This is a genomic window from Enterobacter sp. KB-221C9 (assembly GCF_041320715.1).
Classification (GTDB): Bacteria; Pseudomonadota; Gammaproteobacteria; order Enterobacterales; family Enterobacteriaceae; genus Enterobacter; species Enterobacter asburiae_D.
Genome location: NZ_JBGIWG010000013.1, coordinates 123,449 through 136,247 on the forward strand (window position 1 = coordinate 123,449; position 12,799 = coordinate 136,247).

7 protein-coding genes are annotated in these 12,799 nt (G+C 57.7%); 1 reads left to right on the forward strand and 6 read right to left on the reverse strand.

Going from position 1 to position 12,799, the window contains the following annotated elements; genetic code table 11:
* Positions 1-94: 94 nt before the first annotated feature.
* Both AB8846_RS18350 and metH read right to left on the reverse strand, forming a co-directional pair.
* Complete coding sequence (locus AB8846_RS18350; protein WP_063145329.1) at positions 95-1,726, reverse strand: Na/Pi cotransporter family protein; 1,632 nt, start codon at positions 1,724-1,726, stop codon at positions 95-97.
* Positions 1,727-1,897: 171 nt separating this feature from the next.
* Complete coding sequence (metH, locus tag AB8846_RS18355; RefSeq protein ID WP_370733346.1) at positions 1,898-5,581, reverse strand: methionine synthase; 3,684 nt, start codon at positions 5,579-5,581, stop codon at positions 1,898-1,900.
* 193 nt (positions 5,582-5,774) lie between these two features.
* Here metH and iclR point away from each other — a divergent pair, with 193 nt between their 5' ends.
* The gene (gene iclR, locus AB8846_RS18360) at positions 5,775-6,602 is read left to right on the forward strand and encodes a glyoxylate bypass operon transcriptional repressor IclR (RefSeq protein WP_219324604.1); all 828 of its coding nucleotides are present in this window, start codon (positions 5,775-5,777) and stop codon (positions 6,600-6,602) included.
* 37 nt (positions 6,603-6,639) lie between these two features.
* Here the strand turns inward: iclR and aceK are convergent, their stop codons facing one another.
* The 4 genes from aceK to metA all read right to left on the reverse strand — a co-directional run bounded on the left by aceK (position 6,640) and on the right by metA (position 12,562).
* Positions 6,640-8,376 carry a bifunctional isocitrate dehydrogenase kinase/phosphatase gene (gene aceK, locus AB8846_RS18365; RefSeq protein WP_370733347.1) on the reverse strand — a complete coding sequence of 579 codons (1,737 nt, stop codon included), beginning with the start codon at positions 8,374-8,376 and terminating at the stop codon, positions 6,640-6,642.
* 48 nt (positions 8,377-8,424) lie between these two features.
* Positions 8,425-9,729, reverse strand: a complete 1,305-nt coding sequence (gene aceA, locus AB8846_RS18370; protein ID WP_029742132.1) for an isocitrate lyase — start codon at positions 9,727-9,729, stop codon at positions 8,425-8,427.
* A gap of 31 nt (positions 9,730-9,760) precedes the next feature.
* Positions 9,761-11,362: a malate synthase A gene (aceB, locus tag AB8846_RS18375; protein WP_063145332.1), complete on the reverse strand. Its 1,602-nt coding sequence runs from the start codon at positions 11,360-11,362 to the stop codon at positions 9,761-9,763.
* A 270-nt stretch (positions 11,363-11,632) separates the two neighbouring features.
* Positions 11,633-12,562 carry a homoserine O-succinyltransferase gene (gene metA, locus AB8846_RS18380; protein WP_063145333.1) on the reverse strand — a complete coding sequence of 310 codons (930 nt, stop codon included), beginning with the start codon at positions 12,560-12,562 and terminating at the stop codon, positions 11,633-11,635.
* Positions 12,563-12,799: the final 237 nt, after the last annotated feature.

The following is a 12,799-nucleotide window of genomic DNA, read 5'->3' on the forward strand; positions in this document are numbered from 1 at the left end:
CACAGGTCTGCATATGACCTGTGGGTGTGACGTTACGTTTTCAGTGGAGTTTGGTCACGCCTCATGGAGAGGATCTGCGAGGCGCTTTCAGAGATTAATATTCATCCCGCTCGTCGTCTTCATCCGGCTGTTCCATCACGCTGTACGCCACCGCGCAGAACAACGAGTTGAGACGCTTCATATCCCCCAGCAGCCCCAGGTGCAGCGAACTGGTTTCGATACTCTGCACGTTCTGCTGGTGCAGACGCTCGACGTGGGCGTGCGAGTAGCGGCGGTTCAGAATACGGAAACGATGCTTGTTGCGGCGCAGGCGGCGCGCGCTCGGCACGTCGCTGGAGAAGAAGACCGACATCGCCAGCTTGAGGTTGCTGACCAGCTGTTCGTGCAGCGCTTCCAGCTCCTTCAGGCCTTCACCTGAAAATGCACGGCGCGCGGCAAGGGATTTGTCGGCGATCTCGCTGCCCATGCGCTCAACGATATCCGAGGCCTGCTCAAGGTTAAGCGACATCTCAATGATTTCCGCCCAGCGGCGGGACTCCTCTTCCGCCAGCTCGTCCTGCGGCATACGCGCCAGATAAAGCTTGATGGCGGTATAGAGCACGTTGATATCGTCCGCTAATCTGCGCAGTTCTTTCTCTTCACGCGGCTCGCCGTGCATCACCTTCTGTAGGCCTTCGAGCATGGTTTCCATTGCGTCGCCCATGCGCAGCGTCTCGCGCGCGGCATTCGCCAGCGCCAGCGCCGGGGTATCCAGCGCGGACGTATCCAGGTGCTTCGGTTTCAGGCGCGCATCCAGCTCAGGTTCGTCCTGAATGAGTCGTTCGCAGAAGCGAGCCATCGGCCCCGCAAAAGGTACCATCGCCAGGCAGCGCACCAGGTTGTAGAACACGTGGAAATAGATCACCAGCTCCGCCTTCGGCAGCGGAAGATTGTCCATCAGGTTCGCCAGCGGGTGGATAAAGGGCAGGATAATCAGGCTGCCCACCAGCTTAAACAGCAGGCTGCCGAGGGCCACGCGGCGGGCGGCGGCATTGGCCGCGCTGTTATTGAGCATCGCCAGCAGGCCCGAGCCGAGGTTAGCCCCGATCACCAGACACAGCGCCACCGGGAAGGAGATCGCCCCTGCGGCGGTAAGCGTGGCCGTCAGCAGAACCGCCGCCAGGCTGGAGTAGCTGACGATGGCAAACACCGCGCCAATGAGCGCGTCCAGCATGATGTCCCCGGTCAGGGAGGCGAAGATGACCTGAACACCGTTGGCCTCGGTGATAGGCGTGACCGCCTGCACAATCAGCTCCAGCGCCAGCAGGATCAGCCCCAGGCCAATCCCTACGCGCCCGAGCTGTCCGGCGCGTGTCTGTTTGCGGCCGAGGAAGAAGATGACGCCGAGAAAAATCAGCAGCGGCGACAGCCAGGAGAGATCGAAGGTCAGAACACGCGCCATCAGCGCGGTACCTACATCCGCCCCCAGCACAATCACCAGCGCCGGGGCCAGCGCGACCAGATCCTGCGCCACAAAAGAGGTGACAAGCAGGGTTGTGGCGTTACTGCTTTGCACCAGTGCCGTAACGCCAATGCCCGCACAGAAGGCGAGCGGCTTCTTCTCAACGCTGCTGCTGAGAACGGTACGTAAGCGCGCGCCAAATACGCGCATCACGCCGGTACGGACGATATGGGTGCCCCATACGAGCAGTGCGACTGCAGAGAGCAGGTGTAACAACGTCAACACGGAAGGTGTTCCTCCTTATCGTTATCTGTTTTCCTGAGGTTTAGCGCGTTGGCCCGGCAAGCGCAGCGCCACCGGGCAAAAATAAGAACCTTCTTCCAGTATAAGGGTTTAAACGTAAGAAAGAGACAGGGCGCCCAATGAGCGCCCTGTTTGTTGTAAGGAAAAGTGATTTTAGTCGGCGTCGTAGCCGAGATTAGGGGCCAGCCAGCGCTCCACTTCAGACACGCTCATCCCTTTGCGCAGGGCGTAATCTTCGATCTGATCCCGCTGCAGCTGCGCCACCGCAAAGTACTTGCTGTCCGGATGGCTGAAGTACCAGCCTGAGACGGACGCGCCCGGCCACATGGCGAACGACTCGGTGAGCTTCATGCCGGTATGGGTTTCCACGTCCAGCAGTTTCCAGATGGTGCCTTTTTCGGTGTGTTCCGGACAGGCCGGATAGCCCGGCGCCGGGCGAATGCCCTGGTAGTTTTCGCGGATCAGATCCTCATTGCTGAGGTTTTCGTACGCCGCGTAGCCCCAGTGCACCTTACGCACGCGCTCGTGGAGGTACTCAGCGAAGGCTTCCGCCAGGCGGTCGGCAATCGCTTTCACCATGATTTTATTGTAATCATCGTGCTGCGCTTCGAACGCGTCCGCCAGCGCATCTTCTTCCAGACCGCCGGTTACCGCAAAGGCGCCGATATAGTCTGCTTTACCACTTAACTTAGGCGCGACGAAATCGGCCAGGCAGTAGTTGGCAAAGCCCACTTTCTCCGTTTGCTGGCGCAGATGGCGGCTGACCGCCAGCACGTGGGTGCGGGTTTCATCACGATAAATTTCGATGTCGTCGCCCACGCGGTTCGCCGGGAACAGCCCCACCACGCCGCGCGGGTTGAGGGTTTTCTCTGCGCTCAGCGCGTCGAGCATGTCGTTGGCATCTTTGAACAGGCGCTTCGCCTCCTCGCCTACCACCTCATCCTCCAGGATGCGCGGATATTTTCCCGCCAGCGACCAGGTCATAAAGAACGGCGTCCAGTCGATGTAGTTACGCAGCGTTTCGATGCTGGCCGTTACGTCCTGCACGCCCAGACGGTGTGCGACCGGCGGCGTGTAGCTGGACCAGTCAAAGGCCAGATCGTTGTCGCGCGCCGCCTGAAGCGAAACAGGCGGGGTGCGCGGCTTCTTACGGCCGTGCTGGATGCGAACGGTTTCGTACTCTTTACGGGTGCGCGCCACAAAATCGTCGCGCTGGGTGTCGGAGAGCAGCGCGGAGACCACGCCCACCGTGCGCGAGGCGTTCTGCACGTAGACCGTCGGGCCGCTGTAGTTCTGCTCTATTTTCACCGCCGTGTGCGCTTTCGAGGTGGTCGCCCCGCCAATCAATAACGGGATGGTGAAGCCCTGTCGCTCCATCTCTTTTGCCACGTTGACCATTTCGTCGAGCGACGGCGTAATCAGCCCCGAGAGGCCAATCAGGTCGGCGTTCACCTCGCGTGCAGTCTTGAGGATTTTGTCCGCCGGGACCATCACGCCGAGGTCGATAATTTCGTAGTTATTGCACTGCAGCACTACGCCGACGATGTTCTTGCCGATGTCGTGCACGTCGCCCTTCACGGTGGCGATAACCATCTTGCCGTTGCTGGAGCCTTTCTCTTTGCTGGCTTCGATGTAGGGCTCAAGATACGCCACCGCCTGCTTCATCACGCGGGCGGATTTCACCACCTGCGGCAGGAACATCTTGCCTTCGCCGAACAGATCGCCGACCACGTTCATGCCGTCCATCAGCGGGCCTTCAATCACCTCAATCGGGCGGGCTGCCTGCTGGCGCGCCTCTTCGGTATCGAGCTCGATAAATTCGGTAATGCCTTTGACCAGCGAGTATTCCAGACGCTTTTTCACGTCCCAGGAACGCCACTCGGCCTGCTGAACGTTTGCCGCCTCATCCGATTTGCTGCCGCGGTATTTTTCCGCCAGGTCCAGCATGCGCTCGGTGGCGTCGTCGCGGCGGTTAAGGATCACGTCCTCGACGGCATCGCGCAGCTCGGCAGGGAGGTCGTCATAAATCGCCAGCTGGCCGGCGTTAACGATCCCCATGTCCATGCCGTTGCGGATGGCATAGTAGAGGAACACGGCGTGGATCGCTTCACGCACCGGGTCGTTACCGCGGAACGAGAACGACACGTTCGACACGCCGCCGGAGATCAGCGCATGCGGCAGCTCGCGCTTGATGTCTTCACACGCCCCGATAAAGTCCTGGGCGTAGTTGTTGTGCTCTTCAATCCCGGTCGCGACGGCGAAAATGTTCGGATCGAAGATGATGTCTTCCGGCGGGAAGCCCACCTCTTCGGTTAAAATTTTGTACGCGCGGCGGCATATCTCAATTTTGCGCTCGCGGGTATCCGCCTGGCCCACTTCGTCAAAAGCCATTACCACCACGGCGGCACCGTAGCGGCGGACCATCTTCGCGTGGTGGATAAAGATATCAACGCCCTCTTTCATCGAGATAGAGTTGACGATGCCTTTACCCTGAATGCACTTCAGCCCTTTTTCGATGACTTCCCACTTGGAGGAGTCGATCATGATCGGCACGCGGGCGATGTCCGGCTCCCCGGCGATCAGGTTGAGGAAACGCACCATCGCCGCTTCGGCGTCGAGCATCCCCTCGTCCATGTTGATATCGATAATCTGCGCGCCGCTTTCCACCTGCTGGCGGGCGACGTCCAGCGCTTCGTTGTATTTCTCTTCTTTGATCAGACGCTTGAACTTTGCCGAACCGGTGACGTTGGTACGCTCCCCCACGTTCACAAACAGGCTGTCGTCGCCGATGGTCAACGGCTCGAGGCCGGAAAGGCGACAGGCAACCGGCAGCTCGGGCAGCTTGCGCGGCGGCAGCCCGGCCACGGCGTTGCTCATGGCCGCGATGTGCTCCGGCGTGGTGCCGCAGCAGCCGCCGACGATGTTCAGGAAGCCGGACTCGGCCCACTCGCGGATTTGCGCCGCCATGGTGTCGGCATCGAGATCGTATTCGCCAAACGCGTTCGGCAGACCGGCGTTCGGGTGGGCGGTGACGTAGCATTCCGCGATACGGGAAAGCTCCTGCACGTACTGGCGCAGTTCGTCCGGCCCCAGCGCGCAGTTGAGGCCGAAGGAGAGCGCTTCGGCGTGGCGCAGGGAGTTATAAAACGCTTCGGTTGTCTGGCCGGACAGGGTGCGGCCAGAGGCGTCGGTGATGGTGCCGGAAATCATGATAGGCAGGTCAACGCCCAGCGACTCAAATTCCTCTTTCACCGCATAGATTGCGGCTTTGGCGTTGAGGGTGTCGAACACCGTCTCAATCAGAATCAGATCGGAACCGCCTTCCACCAGCGCTTTGGTCGATTCGCGGTAGGCGGCTACCAGCTGGTCAAAGGTGATATTACGAAACGCCGGGTCGTTGACGTCCGGTGAAATCGACGCGGTGCGGTTCGTCGGGCCAAGCACCCCGGCAACGTAGCGAGGCTTGTCCGGCGTGCGGGCCGTCCACTCGTCGGCGCAGGCGCGCGCCAGCTTCGCGGCTTCAAAGTTGATTTCCGCCGACAGGGATTCCATCTGGTAATCCGCCATAGCGATGGTTGTCGAGTTGAAGGTGTTGGTTTCAACGATATCCGCACCCGCTTCGAAGTAGGCGTTGTGGATATCCTTAATAACGGACGGCTTGCTGAGCACCAGCAGGTCGTTGTTCCCTTTCAGGTCGCAGGGCCAGTCGGCAAAGCGCTCGCCGCGGAAATCCTCTTCACTCAGACGATAGCCCTGGATCATGGTGCCCATGCCGCCGTCCAGCACCAGAATTCGTTCATTTAACTGCGCACGCAGTTGCTCTACTTTGCTGCTCACACTTGCTCCCGACAACGCTCAACAAGGCCAAAAGGCTGGGTTCCATACTGGCACAATCTCGCAGGGTGGAAAAGGCGCACAGCGGTAACATGAGACATGTTCACCATCACTCCTCCGATCAGTCATGAAAGCGGTTGCAAAATCACCAAATAAAACGAAAATGATTTCCACGATACAGAAAAAGGAGATCGTCATGGTCGCGACCGTTCCCGCCAAACGCGGCAGAAAGCCTGCTGCCACCACCGCCGCACAACCCGGCGGACAGGTTCAATCGCTCACGCGCGGTCTGAAGCTGCTGGAGTGGATAGCCGAGTCGCACGGCAGCGTGGCCCTGACGGAGCTGGCCCAGCAGGCAGGCCTGCCGAACTCCACGACGCACCGCCTGCTGACCACCATGCAGCAGCTGGGCTTTGTCCGCCAGGTCGGCGAGCTGGGGCACTGGGCGGTGGGCGCGCACGCGTTTATCGTTGGCAGCAGCTTCCTGCAGAGCCGCAACCTGCTGGCAATTGTGCACCCGATTTTGCGCAAGCTGATGGAAGATTCCGGCGAGACGGTAAACCTGGCGGTGCTGGACCAGAGCGACCATCAGGCGATTATCATCGACCAGGTGCAGTGCACGCAGCTGATGCGCATGTCCGCACCGATTGGCGGCAAGCTGCCGATGCACGCGTCCGGGGCGGGGAAAGCGTTTCTCTCGCAGCTGAGCGAGGAGCAGGTGACGGGGCTGTTGCACCGTAAAGGGCTGCACGCCTATACCCACGCCACGCTTGTGTCGCCGGTGCATCTGAAAGAAGATCTGGCCCTGACCCGCAAGCGCGGCTATTCGTTTGATGATGAAGAACATGCCCTGGGCCTGCGCTGCCTCGCGGCCTGTATTTTTGACGAGCACCGCGAGCCGTTTGCCGCCATCTCCATCTCCGGTCCGATTTCGCGCATGACCGACGACCGCGTGACCGAACTGGGTGCGCTGGTGATTAAGGCGGCGAAAGAGGTGACGCTGGCGTATGGTGGGATTCGTTAAGATCGCTTTGCCGGGTGGCGGCTTCGCCTTACCCGGCCTACATGATGTCCTCTGAAAACCTGATGCTAAACCTCTGCTTGCGGCGGTAGGCGTACACATCTTCGACATGCCCATTTTTGATCCGCGTTTGCAGTCCGCGCCAGTAGCTGGCACGGAATAGATCCTCATGCATCTCTTCGAATAGCGGCCCGATGCGCGGGTCGGCACACAGCCAGTGGCGAAACTCCTCAGGAAACACATCGCCCGGCGAGACGCTGTACCACGGCTCGCTGGACAGCTCATCTTCCGGGTAGCGGGGCGGCGGGATATCGCGGAAGTTCACCTCGGTCATGTAGCAAATTTCGTCGTAATCGTAGAACACCACCCGCCCGTGACGGGTGACGCCGAAGTTTTTAAACAGCATATCGCCCGGGAAAATATTGGCGGCGGCCAGCTGGCGAATCGCGTTGCCGTATTCTTCAATGGCATCCCGCAGCGCCTGACCTTCAGACTGCTCAAGCCAGATATTCAGCGGCACCATGCGGCGCTCAATGTAGAGATGGCTAATCACGATTTTGTCACCCAGATCGGTGATTTTCGCGGGCGCTTCCTGCATCAACAGCGCCATGAGCGCCGGGTCGATCTGCTGTTTATCCAGCACAAAATTTTCGAATTCCTGAGTATCCGCCATGCGCCCGACGCGATCGTGCTCTTTGACCAGCTGATAGCAGGCGCGAACGTGCGCGGCGGTCATCTCTTTCTGCGGCGCGAATCTGTCTTTAATCACCTTAAAGACCCGGTCAAAGCCCGGCAGCGTAAACACCAGCATCACCATGCCGCGAATGCCTGGCGCTTCGATGAACTGTTCATCAGCGGTGGTGACATAGCGCAGATACTCCCGGTAGCTTTCCGTTTTGGCGTGCTTCTGGCAGCCAATCGCCATATACAGCTCGGCGGTGGTTTTGCCCGGCAGGATCTCGCGCAGCCACTCCACGAGCGCGGCAGGCAGCGGGGCGTACACCATGAAATAAGAGCGGGCGAAGCCAAACACGATGCTGGCCTCGGCGCCGGTGGTCAGGCAGGTATCGACAAACAGTTCCCCGTCGTCGGTACGGTGAATGGGCAGCAGAAACGGCACAATGGCGGTTGGCGTAACCAGTTTACCCACCAGCCAGGCGGCTTTATTTCGGTAGAAAAGCTCGTTGGCAACCTGCAAATGGCTGCGGCTGAGCACCTCCGCGCCGAAGGTTTCGTTGAGATGCGCGTGGATATAGCCGATATCCCGGGTTTTATTCTCCCAGGGCAGGCGCAGCGGTAAATCCGTTAGCACGCGGTGCAGGAGCTTTTCCCATCCGCGATCGGGAAAGAAATCTTTCGCCAGCGGACGTGGAATGGTGCGAAAGCGTCGCTCGGGCTGGGAGCTGAAGATAAATAACCGCTCAGGAGATAATGAGCGGTGGTCAAATAACCGGCAATAGACGGAGTTGAAAAAGCTCTCCGCAATCTCGAAGCGCGGGTAGTCGGGTAACAAATGGGTGTAGTGCTCTTTCACGCGCAGTAAAAATTCCGCATCCGGACTTTTACCGTCGGTAATACAGCGCAGCTGCTCCACCACCAGACCCACGTGGTGATCGTAGAGATGGATACGCTGCTTCATGGCCTGCTGAACCGCATGCCAGTCTGCATGTTCAAAGCGCTGCTGCGCGCCGGATGTCACTTCAAGAAAACGACCATACTGGGCATCGAAGCCCTGCAAAATAGTTTGGGCAATCAGTAATTCCAGGCCACGCGACATATATTCCCCTTACCCAACCCTCTCCCCAAAGGGGAGAGGGGGAAAAGATTAGAACTGTGCTTCTTCCGTTGAACCCGTTAAGGCGGTGACGGAGGAGGTGCCGCCCTGAATAATCGTGGTCACATTATCAAAGTAGCCGGTTCCCACCTCCTGCTGGTGAGACACGAAGGTGTAGCCGTCTTTGCCCGCCGCAAATTCTGGCTGCTGCACCTTCTCAACATAGTGCTTCATGCCCTCACCCTGCGCGTAGGCGTGCGCCAGGTCGAACATGTTGAACCACATGCTGTGGATGCCTGCCAGGGTAATGAACTGGTATTTGTAGCCCATGTCGGACAGCTGCTGCTGGAAGCTGGCGATCGTTTTGTCATCCAGCTTTTTCTGCCAGTTGAATGACGGCGAGCAGTTGTAGGCCAGCAGCTTGCCCGGGTATTTCGCGTGGATGGCGTCGGCAAAGCGTTTTGCCAGAGCCAGATCCGGCGTGGAGGTTTCACACCAGACCAGGTCCGCGTAAGGCGCGTACGCCAGGCCGCGGCTGATCGCCTGTTCAATGCCGGCATGGGTGCGGTAGAAGCCTTCGCTGGTACGCTCGCCGGTGATGAATTCGCTGTCGTACGGGTCGCAGTCAGAGGTGATCAGGTCAGCCGCGTCCGCATCGGTACGGGCAATCACCAGCGTCGGCACGCCGAGCACGTCAGCAGCCAGACGCGCGGCAACCAGCTTCTGAATCGCCTCCTGGGTTGGGACGAGGACTTTGCCGCCCATGTGTCCGCATTTCTTCACTGACGCCAGCTGGTCTTCGAAGTGAACGGCCGCTGCACCGGCCTCAATCATCGATTTCATCAGCTCGAAGGCGTTCAGCACACCGCCGAAGCCCGCTTCCGCATCCGCGACGATCGGCAGGAAGTAGTCAGTAAAGCGCGGATCGCCAGGTTCGATACCTGCGGCCCACTGGATCTGATCCGCACGGCGGAAGGTGTTGTTGATCCGATCCACCACCGACGGCACGGAGTTAGCCGGATAAAGCGACTGATCCGGATACATGCTGGAGGCCAGGTTGGCGTCCGCCGCGACCTGCCAGCCGGAGAGGTAGATCGCCTCAATACCGGCCTTCGCCTGCTGCAGCGCCTGACCGCCGGTCAGCGCGCCGAGGCTGTTGATGTAGCCCTTTTTAGAGCCACCGTGCAGCAGCTTCCACATTTTCGCCGCGCCATTTTGCGCCAGCGTGCATTCCGGATTGACCGAGCCGCGTAATTTCACCACTTCCTCCGCGCTGTAAGGACGGCGGATGCCTTCCCAGCGAGGTTGTGTCCACTCTTTCTTTAACTCTTCGATTTGTTGGGTACGGGTTTTCATGTGCAGATGCTCCATATTGTTATGTGGTGAGTTACGCCAGGAAGCGGTAGCCCGGCAGGGTCAGGAAGTCGATTAAGTCATCTGATGTGGTGATTTGTTCCATCAGGCGCGCAGCGTCGTCAAAACGCCCGCTGCTGAAGCGGTGTTCGCCCAGCTCGTCCTGGATCACCCGCATCTCTTCGGCCAGCATCTGGCGGAACAGAGATTTGGTCACCGGCTTGCCGTTGCTGAGCGTTTTTTGATGGTGGATCCACTGCCAGATGGAGGTACGTGAGATCTCCGCCGTCGCGGCATCTTCCATCAGGCCGTAGATCGGCACACAGCCGTTACCGGAGATCCACGCTTCAATGTATTGCACGGCGACGCGAATATTGGCACGCATGCCCTCTTCCGTCCGCTCGCCCGCACACGGAGCCAGCAGCTGTTCTTCAGCCGTTGGAGCATCGTCTTCGCGCGTGACAAACAGCTGGTTTTTATTGTCACCGAGTACGCGGTTGAAGACCTCCATCGCCGTATCGGCCAGGCCGGGATGGGCAATCCACGTGCCGTCGTGGCCGTTACGGGCTTCAAGCTCTTTGTCGGCCTTCACCTTGTTGAGCACCTGATTGTTGCGCTCTGCGTCTTTGCTCGGGATAAATGCCGCCATGCCGCCCATCGCAAAGGCGCCGCGCTTGTGGCAGGTTTTGATCAGCAGACGCGAGTAGGCGCTCAGGAACGGTTTATCCATGGTCACGACCTGGCGATCCGGCAGCACGCGATCGGGATAGTTTTTCAGGGTTTTGATGTAGCTGAAAATATAGTCCCAGCGTCCGCAGTTCAGGCCGACAATGTGGTCGCGCAGGGCGTGCAGAATTTCATTCATCTGGAACACGGCAGGCAGCGTTTCAATCAGCAGCGTGGCCTTGATGGTGCCGCGCGGCAGGTTGAAACGATCTTCAGCGTAGCTGAACACCTCGCTCCACCAGGCCGCTTCCTGCCAGGCCTGCGTTTTTGGCAGATAGAAATAGGGACCGCTGCCTTTTGCCAGCAGGTTCTTGTAGTTGTGGAAGAAATAAAGTGCGAAATCAAACAGGCTGCCCGGAATGGCTTCTCCACGCCAGGTGACATGTTTTTCAGGCAGGTGCAGGCCGCGTACGCGACAGATCAGCACCGCCGGGTTCGGTTTAAGCTGGTAAATTTTACCGGCTTCGTTGGTATAGCTGATGGTGCCGTTCACGGCGTCGCGCAGGTTGATCTGCCCGTCGATAACTTTGTTCCAGTCTGGCGCCAGTGAGTCCTCAAAATCGGCCATAAAGACTTTAACGTTGGCGTTCATGGCGTTGATCACCATTTTGCGCTCTACTGGACCGGTGATCTCAACGCGACGATCCTGTAAATCTTCAGGGATGCCGCGGATTTTCCATTCACCACGTCGAATGGAAGCAGTTTCCGAAATGAAGCCAGGCAACTTGCCATCGTCAATTTCCTGTTGCTGATGAATGCGTGCCGCCAGCAGCTTATTACGCTGCGGCGTAAAGCGGGTCACCAGTTCAGTCAGAAACTCTACCGCTTCCGCCGTCAAAACCTGCTGTTCTTGCTCGCCGTACGGCTTGGTAAAGGCCAGTTCATCGACCGTCGTTGCCTGTTGAGTCATTACTCTGCTCCTCATCAAAGATCCAAAATCACGCCCCCGATGCGAACGAAAGATCGTTGGGTAGTTTTCGCTCAGCAGAATTAAGACTATCTATATTTTTTCCAAAATCAAAAACAATTTCCATTTTAATTATTAATTGCAGTTAATTAATTGATTTTAATGAGATTAAAGTTTTATCGAACGGTGAGTGACATTTCGGAAATAAAAAAGGCACCCGAAGGTGCCTGATTTGAGTAGCTGAAACGCTTTAGGATCGTTTAGTGCAGAAGATTACTCCAGCGTCGGATTCATGTGACGCAGATCGTATGGCGTTATCTGATAGACGTAATAGTTGAGCCAGTTGGTAAAAAGCAAATTCCCGTGACTGCGCCAGGTTGCTCTCGGTTTGTTTTGCGGGTCGTCTTTCGGGAAATAGTTGTACGGTACATCCGGATTAAGACCCGCTTCGACATCACGGAAATACTCTGACGCAAGGGTATGCGGATCGTATTCAGGATGCCCGGTCACGAATGCAATGCGTTTATCCTTGCTGGCAAACAGATAAGCATCTCCATCTTCCGTTTCGGCCAGGATCTCCAGATCGGTGTAATCACGAATCAGCTGGGCCGGGAAATCGGCGTAGCGAGAATGCGGGGCCAGGAAAGAGTCATCGAAACCACGCGTCAGCAACGCATGTGGATGAAGAATGTGGTGTTCGTATACGCCGGAGAGCTTTTCAGTGCGGGTTTGCTTGGGGATGCCATAAAGAATATTCAGTGCGGCTTGTACAGCCCAACAGACAAACAATGTCGACGTGACGTGATCTTTTGCCCACTCCAGCACCTGTTTGATCTGCGGCCAGTAGGCGACATCGTTAAATTCAACCAAACCGAGCGGCGCGCCGGTCACAATCAGTCCGTCGAAGTTGTCACCCTGAATGTCATCGAAGTTACAGTAGAAGTTGTTCAGATGCTCAGAAGGCGTATTACGTGACTCACGGGCATCGATTCGCAGCAGCTGAATATCGACCTGCAGCGGGGAGTTCGACAGAAGACGCAGGAACTGGTTTTCTGTTTCGATCTTTTTTGGCATCAGATTGAGAATAAGCACCTTCAACGGGCGAATTTCCTGACCTGTCGCACGCGAAGCCGTCATGACGAAGACGTTTTCTTCACGCAAGAAATTGACGGCTGGTAGCTCGTCCTGCACCCGAATCGGCATAGCTTATTATCCTCACAGCATACGTATAAACGTTTAGACATCCAGATAGCTAACGATACCCAGAAACGGGCATAATGTCGAGCCTGCAAGCGTAAGGTGAGAAAGTTTCAAGGAGGGAGAAAAACAAAAGCAAAAAACCCCGCACCTTACGGTACGGGGTTCTTCTAATTGATGCCTGGCAGTTCCCTACTCTCACATGGGGAGACCCCACACTACCATCGGCGCTACGGCGTTTCA

Coding starts and splice junctions, on each gene's coding strand:
- iclR (WP_219324604.1), top strand. CDS start 5,775: ATGGTCGCGACCGTTCCCGCCAAACGCGGCAGAAAGCCTGCTGCCACC.
- aceK (WP_370733347.1), bottom strand. CDS start 8,376: ATGTCGCGTGGCCTGGAATTACTGATTGCCCAAACTATTTTGCAGGGC.
- aceA (WP_029742132.1), bottom strand. CDS start 9,729: ATGAAAACCCGTACCCAACAAATCGAAGAGTTAAAGAAAGAGTGGACA.
- aceB (WP_063145332.1), bottom strand. CDS start 11,362: ATGACTCAACAGGCAACGACGGTCGATGAACTGGCCTTTACCAAGCCG.
- metA (WP_063145333.1), bottom strand. CDS start 12,562: ATGCCGATTCGGGTGCAGGACGAGCTACCAGCCGTCAATTTCTTGCGT.